The organism is Silvibacterium dinghuense (assembly GCF_004123295.1).
Classification (GTDB): Bacteria; Acidobacteriota; Terriglobia; order Terriglobales; family Acidobacteriaceae; genus Silvibacterium; species Silvibacterium dinghuense.
Genome location: NZ_SDMK01000002.1, coordinates 1,008,924 through 1,025,630, shown reverse-complemented (window position 1 = coordinate 1,025,630; position 16,707 = coordinate 1,008,924). Strand labels below are relative to the sequence as shown.

16 protein-coding genes are annotated in these 16,707 nt (G+C 61.4%); 5 read left to right on the top strand and 11 right to left on the bottom strand.

The features are described 5' to 3' along the window. Positions 1-63: 63 nt before the first annotated feature. From ESZ00_RS13500 to ESZ00_RS13485, 4 genes are all read right to left on the bottom strand, one after another. Complete coding sequence (locus ESZ00_RS13500) at positions 64-912, bottom strand: DUF4097 family beta strand repeat-containing protein (protein WP_129208772.1); 849 nt, start codon at positions 910-912, stop codon at positions 64-66. Positions 913-1,018: 106 nt separating this feature from the next. Further along, on the bottom strand, positions 1,019-1,954 hold the full coding sequence (gene nikB, locus ESZ00_RS13495) for a nickel ABC transporter permease (protein WP_129208771.1): 936 nt from the start codon (positions 1,952-1,954) through the stop codon (positions 1,019-1,021). Next, positions 1,954-3,363: a hemolysin family protein gene (locus ESZ00_RS13490; protein ID WP_129208770.1), complete on the bottom strand. Its 1,410-nt coding sequence runs from the start codon at positions 3,361-3,363 to the stop codon at positions 1,954-1,956. Before ESZ00_RS13490 ends, nikB begins: the two co-directional genes overlap by 1 nt. Before the next feature lie 144 nt (positions 3,364-3,507). Then, on the bottom strand, positions 3,508-3,939 hold the full coding sequence (locus tag ESZ00_RS13485; RefSeq protein WP_129208769.1) for an acyl-CoA thioesterase: 432 nt from the start codon (positions 3,937-3,939) through the stop codon (positions 3,508-3,510). A 74-nt stretch (positions 3,940-4,013) separates the two neighbouring features. On the opposite strand from ESZ00_RS13485, the gene ESZ00_RS13480 reads away from it, so the two are divergent. Next, a complete protein-coding gene (locus ESZ00_RS13480; protein WP_129208768.1) occupies positions 4,014-4,346 on the top strand; it encodes a CHY zinc finger protein in 333 nt (110 codons plus the stop codon). Positions 4,347-4,397: 51 nt separating this feature from the next. Here ESZ00_RS13480 and ESZ00_RS13475 read toward each other — a convergent pair whose 3' ends face one another. The 4 genes from ESZ00_RS13475 to ESZ00_RS13460 form a co-directional block, all read right to left on the bottom strand. After that, positions 4,398-4,889 carry a GAF domain-containing protein gene (locus ESZ00_RS13475; RefSeq protein ID WP_129208767.1) on the bottom strand — a complete coding sequence of 164 codons (492 nt, stop codon included), beginning with the start codon at positions 4,887-4,889 and terminating at the stop codon, positions 4,398-4,400. Positions 4,890-4,985: 96 nt separating this feature from the next. Beyond that, complete coding sequence (gene rseP / locus ESZ00_RS13470) at positions 4,986-6,359, bottom strand: RIP metalloprotease RseP (protein ID WP_129208766.1); 1,374 nt, start codon at positions 6,357-6,359, stop codon at positions 4,986-4,988. Positions 6,360-6,444: 85 nt separating this feature from the next. After that, positions 6,445-7,632 carry a 1-deoxy-D-xylulose-5-phosphate reductoisomerase gene (locus ESZ00_RS13465; protein ID WP_129208765.1) on the bottom strand — a complete coding sequence of 396 codons (1,188 nt, stop codon included), beginning with the start codon at positions 7,630-7,632 and terminating at the stop codon, positions 6,445-6,447. Between the two features lie 37 nt (positions 7,633-7,669). After that, positions 7,670-8,494, bottom strand: a complete 825-nt coding sequence (locus ESZ00_RS13460) for a phosphatidate cytidylyltransferase (protein ID WP_129208764.1) — start codon at positions 8,492-8,494, stop codon at positions 7,670-7,672. Positions 8,495-8,679: 185 nt separating this feature from the next. Here ESZ00_RS13460 and ESZ00_RS13455 point away from each other — a divergent pair, with 185 nt between their 5' ends. Next, the gene (locus ESZ00_RS13455; protein ID WP_129208763.1) at positions 8,680-9,618 is read left to right on the top strand and encodes a vWA domain-containing protein; all 939 of its coding nucleotides are present in this window, start codon (positions 8,680-8,682) and stop codon (positions 9,616-9,618) included. 92 nt (positions 9,619-9,710) lie between these two features. On the opposite strand, the gene ESZ00_RS13450 is transcribed toward ESZ00_RS13455, so the two are convergent. The 3 genes from ESZ00_RS13450 to ESZ00_RS13440 form a co-directional block, all read right to left on the bottom strand. After that, complete coding sequence (locus tag ESZ00_RS13450) at positions 9,711-10,547, bottom strand: isoprenyl transferase (protein WP_229741270.1); 837 nt, start codon at positions 10,545-10,547, stop codon at positions 9,711-9,713. 214 nt (positions 10,548-10,761) lie between these two features. Continuing rightward, complete coding sequence (locus tag ESZ00_RS13445; RefSeq protein WP_229741268.1) at positions 10,762-11,373, bottom strand: flavin reductase family protein; 612 nt, start codon at positions 11,371-11,373, stop codon at positions 10,762-10,764. A 75-nt stretch (positions 11,374-11,448) separates the two neighbouring features. Next, positions 11,449-11,991 carry a helix-turn-helix domain-containing protein gene (locus ESZ00_RS13440; protein WP_129208762.1) on the bottom strand — a complete coding sequence of 181 codons (543 nt, stop codon included), beginning with the start codon at positions 11,989-11,991 and terminating at the stop codon, positions 11,449-11,451. Positions 11,992-12,184: 193 nt separating this feature from the next. Between ESZ00_RS13440 and ESZ00_RS13435 the strand changes: the two genes are divergently transcribed. From ESZ00_RS13435 to ESZ00_RS13425, 3 genes are all read left to right on the top strand, one after another. Then, positions 12,185-12,808 carry an HAD family hydrolase gene (locus tag ESZ00_RS13435; RefSeq protein ID WP_129208761.1) on the top strand — a complete coding sequence of 208 codons (624 nt, stop codon included), beginning with the start codon at positions 12,185-12,187 and terminating at the stop codon, positions 12,806-12,808. Between the two features lie 50 nt (positions 12,809-12,858). Next, positions 12,859-14,844, top strand: a complete 1,986-nt coding sequence (locus ESZ00_RS13430; protein ID WP_129208760.1) for a GH39 family glycosyl hydrolase — start codon at positions 12,859-12,861, stop codon at positions 14,842-14,844. Between the two features lie 132 nt (positions 14,845-14,976). Beyond that, the gene (locus ESZ00_RS13425) at positions 14,977-16,626 is read left to right on the top strand and encodes an acyl-CoA carboxylase subunit beta (RefSeq protein ID WP_129208759.1); all 1,650 of its coding nucleotides are present in this window, start codon (positions 14,977-14,979) and stop codon (positions 16,624-16,626) included. The last annotated feature ends 81 nt before the right edge of the window (positions 16,627-16,707 follow it).

The following is a 16,707-nucleotide window of genomic DNA, read 5'->3' as shown; positions in this document are numbered from 1 at the left end:
AAACAAAAGGCCTCGCCACGAAGCGTTTTCGTGGCGAGGCCTTTGTTTTTATGATGGGATGATTTAGCGGATGCGGATATCTCCGGAGCCGGTCTCGATGCGGACAACCGGACCTCCGCCGTTAATATCGCCGGTGATGTGGTGGCGTTCGAGGCTGCCATGGGTCGAGATCGGCGGATCGCTATGGATGGAGCCGGACCCGGTCGAAGCATCGAGGCTGAACTTGGCATGGCCGGCGGTGTCGATGGAGACGGAGCCTGACCCGGTTTCGAGCTTCCAGTTCGTAGAGGGATTGCCTGCGATCTCAATATCGCCCGATCCGGTTTCAGCATAGAGCGCACCATTGACTCCGCTCAGCCGGATGGAGCCCGATCCGGTCTCTGCCTTCACGTCCGGGGTGCCGCGCAGCTCGGCATGGATGTCTCCTGAGCCGGTGCCTAGCACGACGCGTCCGGTGAAGCCGATGGCCTCGATGGAGCCCGATCCGGTGTTGGCCTTCAGCGGTCCCTCCAGGTCGCGCAGCTGCAGATCGCCGGAGCCGGAACCGGCGTCAAGCTCAGTGCCGCGCGGAGCCGTGATGTCGTAGTCAATCGAGATGTTGTGGTAATTCGTATGCTTTCCGACAGACACGCTGTTGCCGTCCTGTTCGATGGGCGGGTTATCGACGACCTGCTTGACGGCTTCTTCCGGCGAACCTCCCCAGCTGCCCCAGTTATGGTTGGCGTGCACGTGGCCGATGATGTGAATTTGGCCATCGGAGCCGGGCGATACATGGATATAGCCGGAGCCGGTGCCGACAGAGAGCGATGCTCCGCCACTCACATGCACGGTCTTGTCAAAGGTGCCGTCGGCTGCGAGCAGTGCGGCAGGGGATACGGCAAGCAGCGTGGCTGCGATCCAGGCGAATTTCATGGTCTCTCCTTAAGGCGGAAGCGCAGCCGGGTGAGCGGTCGCTTCCCACGGGAGCAGATACGCATGTCACGGGCGAATGGTTCCCGGGGATTGTCCGGCTGCATGCTTAGCCGCGGATGCGCGGGTTTACGAGCAGGTAGAGCACATCGGTCGCGAGATTGACGAGGACATAGGTGACGCCGACGGCCAGGATGCAGCCCTGGAGCAGGGCATAGTCGCGGTTGGAGATCGCATCGACGGTAAGGCGGCCGATGCCAGGCCAGCTGAAGATCTTCTCCGTCACGATGGCGCCGGCAAGCAGCGCTCCGAACTGCAGACCGACCAGGGTAATGACCGGGATCAGCGCATTGCGCAGCGCGTGCTTATAGACAACAGTGCGTTCCGGCAGGCCTTTCGCGCGCGCGGTGCGGATGTAGTCCTGGCCGAGCTCTTCGAGCATGGCGGTGCGCACCATGCGGGTAAGGATGGCAGCGAGTGCGCTGCCCATGGTCAGGGCAGGCAGCACGAGATGGCTCAGGTCGCCTGCGCCGCTGACCGGCAGCCAGCCGAGCTTGATCGAGACCAGCAGGATGAGGATCGGGCCAAGAGCGAATCCTGGAAAAGACAGTCCGAAGAGGCTGACGACGCTGAGGGTGCGGTCCTGCCAGCGATCGCGGTGCGTGGCGCTGGCGATGCCTGCGGGAATCGAGAGCGCGAGCGCGATGAGCAGAGCCGCAATGGTGAGTTCAGCCGTGTAGGGGTAGCGCGAAAGGACAAGGTGCATGACCGTGTCCTTCATCCGCAGGGACTGGCCGAGATCGCCGTGCAGCACGCCGCGCCAGTAGTGCAGATACTGCGTGTGCAGCGGCAGATCGAGACCGTAGGCATGGCGCAGCGCAGCAATATCGGCAGGGCGCGCACCGTCGCCGAGCATCTGCTGGATGGGGTCGCCAGGAACAAGGTGAATCAGCAGGAAGACGACAGAGACGACCAGCCAGACGACCGGAACGGTGTAGAGCAGGCGCAGGAGCAAGGCGCGCAGGGCGCGGCGGGACTGGGACATCAGCGGGCATGCTCCAGAGAATGGGACGGGCTTTGCCGCGGAGGGATGGGTTTGGCGGCGCCGGTATCCTCGTTGGGGAGGGTTTCGATACACACGCGGCTGATGCGGTGGCCGCTCATCTCAAGGATAGTGAATCGGCGGCCTTCGAACTCGACCGTTTCGCCGCCCGATGGGATTCTGCCCAGCCGCGCGAGGAGAAAGCCGGCCAGGGTTTCGACACCACCGTCGCGGGGCAGGCTCCATTGCATCTGGGTTTCGAGGTCGCGCAGGTTAACGCCGCCGTCGAGGATGAGGCTGCCGCTGGCAGTGGTGAGCACGGCCTTCGCGGCGATATCGAACTCGTCTTCCACCTCTCCGATGAGCTGCTCGATGGCGTCTTCGACCGTAACCAGGCCGACCGTCGAGCCGTATTCATCGACAACGATGGCAAGATGGCGGCGGCGCTGCTGGAACTCACGCAGCAGATCGAGGACCGGCTTGGTCTCGGGCACGACGAGGACCTCGCGCATCACCTGCTTGAGGCGCAGATCGACGAAGGGCGCCTGCTTGAAGCGGGTGCGAGCCGAGGCGCGGAAGTGCATGAGGCGTGAAATGTCTTTCGAGTAAACCAGGCCGACGATGGACTCCGGCCCCTTGGCCGGATCGTAGACCGGGATGCGGGAGTGCTGCTCTTCGATGATGCGGGCGCTGGCGTCTTCGATGAGAAGGTCGAAGGGCAGGGAGAAGATGCGCTGGCGCGGGGTCATGATTTCGCGCGTAGGAATTTCGCCGACCTCGAGAGCGCGGTGGATCAGCGCTTCCTGGTAGACGGGCAGTGCTCCGGTGCGCCGGGCAGCGGTGGCGATGAGCTTCAGTTCTTCCGGAGAATGTGCCGAAGATTCATGCGCCATGGGCGTGTGGAAGAGATAGAGCACCATGCGCGCCGAGTTGTTCATCAGCCGCACGGCCGGACGCGTGAGGCGAATGAAAACATCCATGGGACCGGCAACGGCGACGGCCAGTTGCTCGGTCTTGCGCAGGGCGAGCGCCTTGGGCACCAGTTCGCCGAGTAGGACATGGAAGTAGGTGATGAAGGCGAAGGCCACCGGTACAGCGATGAGGTGCGCGTAGAGATGCGCATGCGGAATGGCGTCGAACCAGGCGACGAGGACGTCGGCAACGACCGGCTCGCCGACCCAGCCGAGAGCCAGGCTGCAGAGGGTGACGCCGAGCTGGACCGCAGGGAGGAAGTCGTCCAGATGCTGCTGCAGGCGGCGGACGAGCGCGGCGCCGGGGCGGCGCTGAGCGATGAGCTGTTCGATGCGGGTTTCACGCACGCTGACCAGGGCGAGCTCTGCGGCCACAAAGAATCCATTGGCCAGGATGAGCACGACGATGGCGGCGCCACGTAGGAACAGGAACTGGATCATCGGATGCTTTCCAGTCTATCGCGCTGCTTCGCGCAGGGCGACCTGCCTTCGGCGTGCCGCTCCCGCTGGTCGCCACAGCGCGTGGGGTGAAAGGCGCCTTCGGTGCGGATCGCGCCACAACGCGACAAAGCCCGGAGAGTGCGATTACTCCTGTGCCGTCATGGTCTCACGCATGGCTTCGGCATAGCGGCTGGGCAGGTTCCGTTTCTGCATATTGCGGTCGACGCAGATATGGGTGGTCTCGGCCTCGGCGAGGATGACTTCGTTTTCGGCGCCGATACGGAGAAGGCGGTAGCCGAATTTGACGATGGGGCCGCGGAGGAGCTTCACGCGCGTTTCGATGACCACCTCATCGTCATAGCGGGCCGGGGTGCGGTAACGGCAGGAGGCTTCGACGACCGGGAGATGGCAGTCGTCTTCGAGTTCCATGCTCCTGTAGTCATGGCCGAGCTGGCGGAAGAACTCGACACGGCCGATCTCGCACCAGACAAAGTAGTTGGCATGGTAGACGACGCCCATCTGGTCGGTTTCGGCGTAGCGCACACGAACGGTGGCGCGCGCAGTGGGTGATGCCATGCGGACTCCTTTGCCTAGAGCCTGTTAGGCTCTAGAACGTTCAGGGTATCAGTGCGCTGGTTTAGGCTGTGGAGATGGAACAGCGGCCGAAGGTTCACGGGCTCGACCTCGATGCGCAGACCCGGTGTGCGCACTGGCATTCTCCGCTGGATGTGATCGCGATCCGCATGGCATGCTGCGGGGAGTACTACGCCTGCAAGGACTGCCACGAAGCCCTGGCAGGGCATCCGTTTGCAGTATGGCCGCGCAATCAGTGGGCAACAAAAGCAGTACTGTGCGGGGTATGCGGAACAGAGATGACGATCGCCGCGTACATGGCCAGCGGCTATGCCTGCCCGGATTGCGGAGCCGGCTTCAATCCCGGCTGCCGCAATCACTATCAGTTTTATTTTGAGGCGATCGGGTAAGGCTGCATATGTTTCCCGTTCAAGCCCTGTATGGGCTTGCATGGGTTACTGTCAGGCTTTGGATGAAATCCCGGTGCGCTCGACATAGCTGCCGACAATCTTTGCGCATTCTTCAAGAAACGCGCGGTCGGCGGCGGTGAAAGCGGCGAGATCGTGGCTGTCGATGTCGATCTCCCCGATGACCTTGCCGTGGGCATGAACAGGCACGACGATCTCCGAGCGCGTTTCCAGCGAGCAGGCGAGGTAGCGTGGGTCGCTATTCACGTCGTCGATGATGACGGTCTGGTCCTGTGCAACGGCAGCGCCGCAGATGCCTTGGCTGACCGGAATCCGGACGTGCTCGGTGGGCGCGCCGCGGAAGGGGCCGAGGACGAGCGTCTCTGCATCTTCAGGATCGAGCATGTAGAAGCCGGTCCAGTTGTAATAGGAGAGGCGCGCGGGGATGAGTTCGACGAGAAATTCCTGCACGGCCGTGAGGCTGGGCGCAGTTGAGGCAAAAGCCTTAAGTTCGGCAAGGATCAGCGGAAAGACGTTCTCAGACATAGCAGTGTTGATTGGATGAGGATGCGGCAAGTTCGATGCGTGGGAAACGCGAAGGGGCACAGCAGGCTGTGCCCCTTCGCGCTGATTTTCTGAAGCTTACGGCTTCAGCTTAGAAAGAATGTTGAGCTTCGCCACGTCGTTGAACATCACAAATGCGGCGAAAAGGATCAGCATTACGAAGGCTACCTGATAGACCCGCTCCTTGAAATCCTGATTGAGGTCGCGGCGCAGCGTGCCTTCGATCAGAAGCAGCAGGATCATGCCGCCGTCGAGGATGGGGATCGGCAGCAGGTTGAAGATGCCGAGGTTCAGGCTGATAAGCGACATCAAGGCGATGAGCGGCTGCCAGCCTGGCATGGTGACAGCTTCGCCGGTCTCACGGGCGATACCGATGGGGCCGCTCAGCTGCTGGATGTTGGAGTGCCGCGTGACCAGCCGCTTCAGCACATCGAGGATGTAGCCGGAGTTATCGCGATTGAAGATCAGGGACTGGCGAACGGCCGCTGAAATGGGCAGCTGCTCGACGTGGAAGGGTGCCTGCGCAGGGTGGAAGCCAAGCCGGTATCCCATGCGGCCGGTGCCGTCGTCGCCCCAGATGGGTTGCGCCGAAAGGTTGAGTGTCTGTCCCTTGCGGTCGACGATAAGTTCCGCGGGTTTGCCATTCGTCTGCTGCAGGACAGCCATGACCGCGGCAACGGAGTGCACGGACTGGCCATTGATCGAGGCGATCGCGTCGCCGGCCTTCAGGCCCGCCTTGTCCGCGGGGTTACCGGGCATCACATCGCGCACACCGAGGGGGTTGTTCTGCTCCTTCGGGAGCAGGCCGATGGACTCGATCTCAAAATCTCCACCATGCGTGGAATCAGCAAGATAGAGCTGAGTATTAAAGGTTTGCGTTTGGCCATCCACGGTGCGCTCCACGGTGACCGGCACGGCCGAGTTCACGTCGAGCGCGGCGCGCATGCGGACCTGCTCCCAGCTGGGATTGTGATCCTTGTCGAAGCGGACAATGCGGTCGCCGGACTGGAGTCCGGCGCGTCCGGCAGGAGAATCCTGCGGAATGAAGTCGGTAACAGCGGGGCCGGAAAGGTAATTCTCGACCTCGTTGTGCATCATGTAGAGCCCGGTCATGAGCACGAAAGCGAGGATGAAGTTCGCTACCGGGCCGGCCAGGCCGATGAGCACACGCTGCCAGCGGGGATGGGAAGCAAATTCGTCGGGATCGCCGGTCCGGGCTTCCCCCGGGGTCTCGCCGGCCATCTTCACATAACCGCCGAGGGGCAGCAGGCTGAGGCGGTAGTCGGTATCACCGCGGCGGAAGCCGAAGAGGCGCTTGCCGAAACCGATAGAGAAAACTTCGACTCGGACGCCGAAGAACTTGGCCACGGCAAAATGGCCGAATTCGTGCACCAGCACCATGATGCCGAGCACGATGAGCATGGAAACAATGGCGGTCAACGCAAAGGACATAGATTTGTCAGATTCCTACGTATGCGGATCACCCGTCTGCCGATGGGGACAGCGCCGGATTCCGGAAGAGCAGGACCGGAGTCGTTCAGGCGCCGATAGGGGCAGATGTCCGGCCAGCCGTGGCAACGATGCGCCGTGCAGCCTCGCGGGCCTCAGCGTCCAGGGCCAGCACTTCGGCGATCGTGGTCGGATGGGTCTCGGGGGTTTCTTCTAATACTGCTTCAATTGTACGCGGGATGGCCGTAAAGGGGATGGCTCTTTCGAGGAAGGCCGCCACCGCGATTTCGTCCGCCGCATTGAGAGCAATCGTGTGCGCGCCGCCGGCTTCGGCTGCTTCGTAGGCCAGCCTGAGGCAGGGAAACCGTTCAAAATCAGGCGGCTGGAAGTTGAGCTGGGAGAGTGCCGTCATGTCGAAAGTCAGGTCGGAAACCGGACGTTCCGGATAAGCCATGGCATAAAGAATCGGCAGCCGCATATCCGTGACTGAAATCTGGGCAAGGATGCTGCCATCCACATACTCGACGAGCGAATGCACGGTCGATTCCGGATGCACCGTAACCTTGACCTGCGACGGGGGCATGTCGAAGAGGCGGCAGGCTTCGATAATCTCGAGGCCTTTGTTGAGCAGCGTTGCCGAATCGATGGTGATGCGCCGTCCCATCACCCAGGTCGGATGCTTGAGCGCCTGCTCCACGGTGATGCTTTCGAACTCTGCCAGAGGCTTGTTGCGGAAGGGACCGCCCGAAGCGGTAAGCCAGATTCGCTTGATCTCGCCGCGCTCACCGGCGCGCATGCACTGGTGCACAGCATTGTGTTCGGAGTCGATGGGCAGCAGGGGAACGTTCTTTTCGCGCGCGGCGGCGGTCAGGATTTCTCCTGCGGCGACCATGGCTTCCTTATTAGCGAGCCCGATGGGCTTACCGGCGAGGACCGCAGCATACGTGGCCTCGAGCCCCGCGACGCCGACGATGGCCGAGACGACGAAATCAGCCTCGGGCAGGGTTGCGACCCGGACAGTGCCTTCGCTTCCGTGGACCACTTCGACACCGGTCACACCGGCTTCCCGCAGCCGTTTTGAAAGCTGATCAGCCGGTTCGGCCGTGGCCATCGAAAGGACAGCCGGACGCCAGTGAACGGCCTGGCGGAAAGCCTCTTCTACATTCTGACCCGCGGCGAGCGAAGCCACCGCGTAGCGGTCAGGGAAGGATTCGATGATGCTGAGGGTGCTTTGCCCGATCGAGCCGGTGGAACCGAGGATGGCGATCCGTTTCAACGTGTTAAGTCCATCAAATCAAAAGGCTTGTGCGGCATTAAAAGGTCTGCTGCGCTAATAGAGCGTACCACAGCACAGGAGCGGCAAGCAGCAGCGCATCGATGCGGTCGAGGATGCCTCCGTGGCCAGGCAGCAGGGTTCCGGAGTCCTTGACTCCAGCCCCCCGCTTGATCGCTGACTCGATCAGGTCGCCGACCTGTGCGGCCACATTGAGAAGGATGGCAAGAAAGATCCAGCGGAAGATCGAACCGGGATACGAAAGGAAGGTAAGATTCCGGGCGTTGAGCGCCTGCGCGAGGTAGACAAGCCCGACGCCGATGAGGACAGAGCCCGCTATCGAAGCGATGGAGCCCTCCCACGTCTTGCCCGGGCTGATGGCTGGAGCGAGCTTATGCTTGCCCAGCGAGCGGCCGACGTAAAGCGCGGCGATGTCGCCGGTCCAGACCACAAAGAAGAGGAAGAGCAGCAGCGACGGACCGTTTTCCTGCGCGCTGATCAGCGGGATGGTCGCCAGCGAGAGGCCGGTATAGAGCACGCCGAAAACGGAGAAGGCCGTATCCGGCAAGGCGCGATGGAGTGGCGAGCGGAAGGCGCTCAGCGTGAGCAGCGCAAGCGCGATGGCGCCGAGAAGCTGGGCCAGCAGCTCCGGCCGGTAGAAGACGCACAGGAAGACCAGTCCCACGGCGATCATCGCGGCGATGCGCGGTGTCTTGGCACCGAAGCCGTCGGCGAGGGTAAGGTACTCCCAGAGGGCCAGTTCGGCGACTACGGCGACGACCGGGGTAATCAGCCAGAAAGGGGCCTTGAAGATCAGCAGCAGGACAAGCGGAATCAGGACCGCAGCGGTGAGAACACGTTTCATGCTGAAGTTGAGGATACACGGGCAAGCGCTGGAGGGCCTTGCAACGTCGGGTCTTTCAGATGTGTCGCTGCGTCCAAGCAACAGATGTTCTGGAATAGTGTTTACTTCAGAGAAGATCGCTGACAGAAGTGCCGAAGCGATGGCGAGCCTGTAGTTCGAGGCGGCCGAGGAGCAAGAGAATGAAGATGCGTGAAGCAGTTACGACCGCGCTTTGTGTGTCCACCCTGAGTGTATGCGGGCTGGGATCGGTGGCGCTGGCACAGAGTGGGGCGGTCCAGTCTCAGTCCGTGGTTACGGTCTTGAGCAAAAACGCGGAGAGTCAGCCTGCGCTCGAAGCGAAGGACTTCAAGGTGCAGGTGAATGGCAAGACCGCACAGATCAGCAATGTAACGCCGCTGCGCGGCGACCGCGCGGCCCTCGAACTCGCAGTGCTCATCGACGGCGGAGCCCGCAACAGCCTGGGACGTCAGTTGGACGACATCCAGAAGTTTGTGCAGAGCCTGCCTCCCACCACCAAGGTAGCCATCTCATACATGCAGAATGGCCGGGCGGTGTTTGCTACCCCGTTTACCGCGGACAAGGCGGCAGCATTGAAGGGCCTCCACCTGCCTGGCGGCATGGTCGGTTCGAGCGCCAGCCCCTACTTCTGCATCTCCGACCTGGCGAAGAACTGGCCCTCTACGGATCGCGACACGCGCAGGGAAGCCGTGGTGATTACGGATGGCTTTGATCCATACAATCCGCGCTTCGACCCGGATGACCCGTACCTGCAGACTGCCATCAGTGACGCGGTGAAGGCAGGAGTGGTGATCCACGGTATTTTCTGGCACGATGCCGGCTTTGCCAGCCGCACCTTCGCGGGGACAAATACGGGGCAGAACCTCATGTCGCTGGTGACCGATGCAACGGGCGGTTACTACTACTACCAGGGCTTCGGCAATCCGGTCTCGTTTAGCCCGTTCTTCGCAGACCTGGAGCGGAGGCTCGAGAACCAGTACGAGCTGAACTTCCTGGCTCCAGCCAAGAACACCAAGCCCGAAGTGGGGTCTCTCAAGGTAAAGCTGGAAGCTCCGAGCACAAAGCTGACAGCCGCAGATCGCGTGCTTTTGCCGCCAGTTGAGTGAAGTTATTAAAGTAGCTGTTTAAGGTCTTTATCAAAGACAGGCAAAGGCCGGAGAGTGATCTCCGGCCTTTGCTTTTTGGATGGCTGTATCGATTAACGAGGCACGAGTGTCTTGCCGGCGGCCTCATGCGAGATATCAGCGGCATCGGTGCTTTCACCCAGGCCGCCGAAGCGGCGCTCACGACGCTGATAGGCCTCGATCGCTTCAAGCATATGAATGCCGCGGAAGTCGGGCCAGAGGCGATCCGTGACAAAAATCTCGGAGTAGGCAATCTGCCAGAGCAGGTAGTTGGAGATGCGCATCTCGCCCGAGGTGCGGACCAGCAGATCCGGATCGGGCATATGCGCTGTGTAGAGATGACGCTGGATATCCTGTTCGGTCAGATCTTCAAGGCTGAGCTCGCCGGCCTTGACCTCGCGATACAGCGCGCGGAAGGCGTCGACCAGTTCGGAGCGGGCTCCATAGTTCAGGGCCAGCGTCAGGACGGTGCCGGTGTTGTGACGGGTGGCTTCGGCAGCCCATTCCATGCGCTCGCGGACCTCGGGCTCGAGCTCCTGCGTGCGGCCGATGTACTGGATGCGCACGTTGTTATCGTTCATGCGCTGCACGTTGTTGCTGAGATAGGAGCGCAGCAGCCGCATCAGGAAGCTGACTTCCAGACGAGGGCGGCGAAGGTTGTTCTCGAGCGAGAACGCATAGAGCGTGAGCCAGGGCAGGCCGATGCGCGATGCCGTTTCGACGACATATTGCACCGATTCGGCGCCCTGCTGGTGCCCGAGGAAGCGTTTCAGGCTGCGCTTACCGGCCCAGCGGCCATTGCCGTCCATGATGATGGCGACGTGCTTGGGCAGGCGGGCCGGATCGAGGCGGCGATAAACGGCCAGCTCGTCGGGAGGAAGCTCATGTACGCGGCTGAAATTCAGGGACAACCAGAACCTCTATCTCGTATTGGCGGCCGGAGCGAAAGAGCTCCGCATCGGCGCGGTTACGTTCCAATCTCCATGATAACGGGGGAAGGAAGGATGCGGGAGGCTTGTTCCCCCCGCATGCCTGACCGTAGCACGCGGCTACGCGCAGGGTAATGATATCGCAGGCGGATCAAGCTGCGGTGAGGGACATGCTCAGGTACTGCTTCCGACTTTATTATTTCGGCCGCGCCATATCGAAGCGATCGCGGGTACGGATGTAGGTGGGGCCGCCCATGCGGCCGATGGCACGCAGCAGGCCCGGGTCGATCTTATTGCCGTCGAGCACGGCCTCATCCACGTGGAAGCGGAGCACGTCACCAAAGACCAGGATGCCGCCGTTCGGCTGATCGCTGATGATGAGCTCCTGGCGGAGACGGCACTCCATGTGGACGTGGCTCTCGGCAACACGAGGCGGGCGCACCAGTTCGCTTGGAATCGGTGTTAACCCGGAGAGTTCAAACTCATCGATCTCCGGGGCGACCTCGGCCGAGGTCGCATTCATCTTCTCAGCGAACTCTTCGGAGACGATATTGACTACGAACTCGCCGGTAGCACGAACGTTGCTGAGCGTGTCCTTATATGGGTGCGCACCGATGCGCACAGTGGTGCAGAAACACACCACGGGCGGATTCGAGCTGCAGGCTGTGAAATAGCTGAACGGCGCAAGATTGGCGATGCCTTCGGCGTCCACGGTCGAGACGAAGGCGATAGGACGCGGCACAATGGCCCCGGTCATGAGCTTGTAGATATCGGCGCTCGGGTGGTCGGCGGGGTCAAATCGACGCAAGACAGATACTCCTGACAAAACTACAGACAGACGCAGCGGCGCCGGTTGCGCAGCGCTGCGGGAAACAAGTGAAGGTTAGCTGGCGGCCTGGGTACGGCGACGACCCGAGGCCATCTCACGCACCTGGTTCAGGAACATGGATTTCTGGAAAGCATCGATGCGAGGCATGAGCGACGCAATCTCGGCCAGGAACGGATCGGCAAAGATGGCGTTGGTCTCAGCCTGGCGGCGGCTGCGGGCATCACGGAGCAGGGCACAGACGTCCACCTGAAGCGCGAGTGCAAGGCGCTCGAGCGAGGAGAGCGTAGGCATGGCCTTGCCGTTTTCGATCTTCGAGATGTAGGTGCGAGGAACCTGCATGCGGCCTGCAAGCTGACGCTGGCTCATACCGCGGGATTGACGAATCTCGCGTACGGCGCGGGCTACATCGATGTCGTCCTGTTGATGGGTGGATGCGGAAGCGACAACCAGATGCGGCGTTTGCGGCTCGGGTTCGTCAACCTCTAAAGGCTTGTGGCAGCGGCGGCAGAGCGAGTTCGCGGTGCGGAACTGCACGAGACTGCAATGCTCGCAACGTAGTACCTCACGCGCCTCGACGGTAGCTAAGGTAGTTGCCATATGTTGTAGCAGAGAGCCAGAGCGGGCTTCTCTTGAAGCCGTGGAACTGCTGGGTCTATCGGCACTTCCGCGGCAACTGTCATGAGGATGCATTCGAGGTATCTTCATTGTCAAGTGAAAACTGTGATTCAACCAAAGAAAACCGGAAGAAACCCGGAGAAAACCAAATAAGAAAACTTAAATGGAATAGTAAATGACAATCGCAAATGGATATTCGAGGAGTCGAGCCTGGGAGTTGTTGACGGAATGGACGCAGTCCGCCAGCCTGCGGAAGCATGCGCTCGGTGTCGAAACCTGCCTGCGTGCCTATGGTGAGCGGGAGGCCGAAGTACGAGGGCTGAGTAGTCCTGAGCGTGAGGCCCTCATAGAGCGCTACGCCATCACCGGGTTGTTGCATGACTTCGACTACGAACGGCATCCTTCACTCGAAGAGCATCCCTTTGCCGGCAATCGCGTGCTTGTAGAACAAGGCTGGCCGGAAGAGATTCGGACCGCCATCCTTGGCCACGCGACCTATTCTGGTGTGCCGCGGGTGACGCATCTCGATCAAGCTCTCTTTGCATGTGATGAGCTTTCCGGCTTTTTGACTGCCTGCGCTTTGGTAAAACCTACAAAGTCGATCTTTGATGTGGATGTTGCGGGGGTGAAGAAGAAGCTGAAGGACAAGGCCTTTGCCCGCGGTGTCCATCGCGAAGACGTGTACCTGGGAGCGGAGGAGTTGGGCGTACCGCTCGATGAACACATTGCCTTCTGCCTCAAAGCCATGCAGGCGAATGCCGAAGCTCTGGGGCTGAAAGGGGAAGTCACCGGATCGTAACCGTGGCTGCACGCAATACAGATAGTGTGAAAGCAGGAGGCTGAGCGGGCGTGGGGCAATGGTGGCGGCGCGTATTCTGGGCTCTGTTGATCGTGGCAGGTGCAGCCGTGCTTGTGCTGGGCGTGGCCTACCTGTGGATTCGCTATCTGCCTCCGCCATCGCTGCCGCAGTCAAAGATCCTCGCTCCGGTGAATGGTGTCGCGGCGGACGCAGGGCGTGGACAGATCACGGTAACGTGGACGCCGGTGGAGAACGCAATCGGCTACCAGGTGCAGCGCAGTACCCACGCGCATGGTCCATTCGCGCTGGTCAGCTCGGCGTATGGAGCAGCGCCCGTCTTTCTTCAGAACCTTCTGGAACGCGCTTATCCGGGTGAGCCATTCGGCCGTCTCCCACGGCCTCCGTTTGTCGATACGGACATTCGTCCTGGCACAACCTACTACTACCGCGTGCGTGCGAATGATGGCAGTGCGTGGAGTCCGGCTGGTGCGACCGCCTCCGCCACGGCTCAGGGGATACGCGGGGCGGAACCGGTGGTGCACATCGACGTGGATGCGGCACAGGATGCGGGCGTCTTCGCGCATAAGTGGGAGACGGCCTTTGGCTCCGAGCACCTCAGCTACATGCTCAAGGGAGATATCAACAAGCACATGCCCAACGCCGGAGCCGGTCTGCGCGCAGGGAATAAGCTGGCGCACGAGACGCTGGGCATGCGCTACGTGCGGGCGCACGGCATCCTGATGGACGATCCCAGTGTTTACACCGAGGACGCGCAGGGCCATGCCCGCTACAACTGGAGCAAGGTGGATCAGCTCTATGACATGGTGCGCGCCGACGGCATGCGTCCCTTTGTGGAACTGACCTTTATGCCGCGTGCGCTGGCCGAGCATCCGGGCGCGACGACGGTCTTTACCTATAAAGGCATCAGCTCACCACCCAGCGATTATGCAAAGTGGCAGGCTCTGGTGGCGGCGCTGGCGCAGCACCTCATCGATCGCTATGGGCGCGAGGAAGTGGAGACGTGGCCTTTCGAGGTGTGGAATGAGCCGGACCTGAAGATCACACCGAATTTCTGGAGCGGCACGATGGACGAATACTTCCATCTCTACGATTACGCCGCGGCAGGGATCAAGTCGGTCGATCCGCATCTGAAGATCGGTGGTCCGGTGGTGGCCTTCACCACCTATCAGGAGCCGTTTCTCCGCCACATCACGACCGAAGATTACGCAACCGGCGGAAATCACGTCCCATTTGACTTCCTCGACATGCACAACTACTACCTGCCGGTCTCCGATTACCGCCCGCTGCTGCGCCGCTACGGCCTTGGAGATGTGCCCGTGTATTTCACGGAGTGGGGTGTTTCGGCTGAGTACGGCGATGCCGTGAATGACACGGCCTATTCGGCAGCCGTGACCGTGCATGGCCTGCTCGACAGCCTGGAACAGGTCACCCTGATCAGCTGCTGGACCGCGAGCGACTACTTCGAAGAGAGCGGTAACCCGAAGGCACTCTTCCATGGCGGCTTTGGGATGATCGGCCTCGACGGTTTGCGCAAGGCGAGATACTGGGCGCTCTACGAGTTGCACCGCATGGGGACGGAGCATGTCGCGATGACCGGCTCAGGTGACGGTTACGGCGGGTTGGTACAAGGCGTGGCCACGCGCGATGGCGGCGCGATTACGGTGTTGCTGGCCAACGCGACCGAAGAGCATGCGAAATCGATGGGGGCGCCGTCGCTCGACCGGCACGTAGTGCTGACGGTGAAAGGACTGGCGCCTGGACAGACCTATACGGTTGAGCATGATCGCATCGACAACACGCACTCGAACGTGCATGGGGCATGGCTCTCGATGGGCAGCCCGAAATGGCCGGACGCGGCAGAGATGCGCGTGCTGCACCAGAGAGACGCACTGCAGACGCTGGTGCCGAATGCGCAGATTGCAGCCGATGCGCAGGGAGAAGCTGTCATCGAGTTCGACCTGCCCATGCCTGCGGTTTCTTTCGTGCGATGGACGCCGGATCGCGCCGCGCGGTAACGGCAGCAGCCGGAGATGACGGCAGCGTGCTATGCTGGCCGGTCGCTTATGGCTGCCGAAAATTCTTCCCGCCCGAATCACACGGTTCTTGATAACACGATCCCCTCAAAGCTTGACCGTAATGCTCCGCGCATGAAGCAGCACTCTTCTGCCATGCTGGCGCGGCTGGCCGAACTGCGTCTTGAGGAAGGCGCTATCCGCGAGGGCGGTGGAAAGAAATCCATCGAGGCGCAGCACACGAAGAAGCGGCTCACCGCGCGCGAAAGGGTGAGCCTGCTGCTTGATGCCGGGACGGAGTTCGTCGAACTCGGCCTCTTTGCTGCCTTCGGCATGTATGAGGAGTGGGGCGGCGCGCCCTCGGCCGGCGTGGTCACCGGCCTGGGACGTGTAAGCGGTCGGCTCTGCATGATTATTGCCAACGATGCGACGGTGAAGGCCGGGGCGTTCTTTCCCATGACGGCGAAGAAGGTGCTGCGGGCGCAGACCATCGCCATGGAGAACCGTATCCCCACGCTCTACCTCGTGGATTCCGCCGGTGTCTTTCTGCCGTTGCAGGAGGATGTTTTTCCCGATCAGGACGATTTCGGGCGCATCTTCCGCAACAACGCCGTGATGTCGGCCATGGGCATTCCGCAGATAACGGCGATCATGGGCATGTGCGTGGCGGGAGGTGCGTATCTGCCGGTGATGACCGATACCGTGCTGATGACTGAGGGCAGCGGGCTGTTTCTCGCCGGACCGGCGCTGGTGCAGGCGGCCATCGGTCAGAAATACAGCGCGGAAGAGCTGGGCGGCGCGGCCATGCACGCCGAGATATCCGGCACGGTCGACTTCAAGGAGCCGAACGATCATTTGTGCCTGGCACGGTTACGATCTCTGGTCGCAAAGATCGGGCAGCGGCCGGGGGCTCCATTCGCAAGGGCCGCTTTCGACGCAAAAGTAGACGCGCCGAAGTACGCGGCCGAGGATCTCTATGCCTTGCTCGATCCCGATCCGGCAAGGGCAGCGGTGAACAGCTACGATATGCACGAAGTCATTGCCCGGATTGTGGACCGTAGCGAGTTCGACGAGTACCGGCCTGAATATGGGCGCACGGTGATCTGCGGTTATGCGCATATCGGTGGTTTCGCCGTTGGCATCGTCGCCAACCAGAAGATCTCGCAGCCGCAGACCAGCCACACAGGCGAGAAGCGAGTCGAGTTCGGAGGCGTGATCTACGCCGAGAGCGCGGAGAAGGCGGCGCGCTTCATCCTCGACTGCAATCAGAACCTGGTGCCGCTGATCTTTCTGCATGACGTGAACGGCTTCATGGTCGGGCGCGATGCGGAGTGGAGCGGAATCATCCGCGCCGGGGCGAAGATGGTGACCGCCGTCTCCAATTCGACAGTTCCGAAGATCACTGTGATTGTTGGCGGCTCCTTCGGGGCAGGGCATTACGCCATGTGTGGCAAGGCCTATGATCCGCGCTTTGTCTTCGCGTGGCCCACGGCCCGTTACGCAGTGATGAGCGGCGCTTCGGCAGCCTCGACGCTGGTTGAAATCAAGGTGCGCCAGCTCGAGCGCGGCGGCCGCAAGCTGAGCGATGAGGAGAAGAAGGAGCTCGAGGCCTCGATCCGCGCGACCTACGAAGAGCAGAGCGATTGCCGCTATGCCGCGGCGCGGCTCTGGATAGACGCAGTGATCGATCCGGCAAAGACCCGCGATATGATTCTGACCGCGCTTGAAGCCGCGGCCCTGAACCCCGAGGTCGCAAAGTTCAATCCGGGGATTCTGCAGACCTGAAACAGGCGTGCCATAGCGAATGGAATCAAGCACAGCTAACTTTAGTATCCTGTCGCTTATGTCTCCTGCATCGACAAAGAA

What these genes read in the sequence shown, in the direction of transcription:
- ESZ00_RS13460 (WP_129208764.1), bottom strand. Translation starts at nt 8,494, where the DNA reads ATGAAACGTGTTCTCACCGCTGCGGTCCTGATTCCGCTTGTCCTGCTG.
- ESZ00_RS13490 (WP_129208770.1), bottom strand. Translation starts at nt 3,363, where the DNA reads ATGATCCAGTTCCTGTTCCTACGTGGCGCCGCCATCGTCGTGCTCATC.
- ESZ00_RS13455 (WP_129208763.1), top strand. Translation starts at nt 8,680, where the DNA reads ATGCGTGAAGCAGTTACGACCGCGCTTTGTGTGTCCACCCTGAGTGTA.
- rseP (WP_129208766.1), bottom strand. Translation starts at nt 6,359, where the DNA reads ATGTCCTTTGCGTTGACCGCCATTGTTTCCATGCTCATCGTGCTCGGC.
- ESZ00_RS13435 (WP_129208761.1), top strand. Translation starts at nt 12,185, where the DNA reads ATGACAATCGCAAATGGATATTCGAGGAGTCGAGCCTGGGAGTTGTTG.
- ESZ00_RS13485 (WP_129208769.1), bottom strand. Translation starts at nt 3,939, where the DNA reads ATGGCATCACCCACTGCGCGCGCCACCGTTCGTGTGCGCTACGCCGAA.
- ESZ00_RS13425 (WP_129208759.1), top strand. Translation starts at nt 14,977, where the DNA reads ATGAAGCAGCACTCTTCTGCCATGCTGGCGCGGCTGGCCGAACTGCGT.
- ESZ00_RS13500 (WP_129208772.1), bottom strand. Translation starts at nt 912, where the DNA reads ATGAAATTCGCCTGGATCGCAGCCACGCTGCTTGCCGTATCCCCTGCC.
- ESZ00_RS13440 (WP_129208762.1), bottom strand. Translation starts at nt 11,991, where the DNA reads ATGGCAACTACCTTAGCTACCGTCGAGGCGCGTGAGGTACTACGTTGC.
- nikB (WP_129208771.1), bottom strand. Translation starts at nt 1,954, where the DNA reads ATGTCCCAGTCCCGCCGCGCCCTGCGCGCCTTGCTCCTGCGCCTGCTC.
- ESZ00_RS13480 (WP_129208768.1), top strand. Translation starts at nt 4,014, where the DNA reads ATGGAACAGCGGCCGAAGGTTCACGGGCTCGACCTCGATGCGCAGACC.
- ESZ00_RS13475 (WP_129208767.1), bottom strand. Translation starts at nt 4,889, where the DNA reads ATGTCTGAGAACGTCTTTCCGCTGATCCTTGCCGAACTTAAGGCTTTT.